The 265-nt window shown below is 59.2% G+C and carries 1 protein-coding gene; it reads left to right on the top strand.

What is annotated here, in order from left to right; genetic code table 11:
• The coding region (locus tag NLU14_RS22090; protein WP_275710653.1) for a methyl-accepting chemotaxis protein at positions 1-265 on the top strand (265 nt) is incomplete at both ends.

Genomic DNA, 265 nt, shown 5'->3' with positions numbered 1-265 from the left:
CAAATCACGCAAATCCTGGAAGACATTCGAGTCAAAAACGAGCAGTCCATGCAAGCGATGTCGGCCGTGCGAGTCGAAGTCAGATCGGGCGTGCAGAAGGTCGAGGAGACGAGCGACGCCTTCCAACGCATCGTATCGGGAGCCAGACAGGTCGCCGAGCAAATCCACGACGTCTCTGCCGTCGCCGAGCAGTTGTCCGCCAGCTCGGAGGAAATCGCCGCCTCGGTGGCGGAGATGAACTATCTCTCGCAAGCGACCGCTTCTA

It is taken from the genome of Marinobacter iranensis, from assembly GCF_029207565.1.
Lineage (GTDB): Bacteria > Pseudomonadota > Gammaproteobacteria > Pseudomonadales > Oleiphilaceae > Marinobacter > Marinobacter iranensis.
This window is presented reverse-complemented; position numbering and strand designations above follow the sequence as displayed.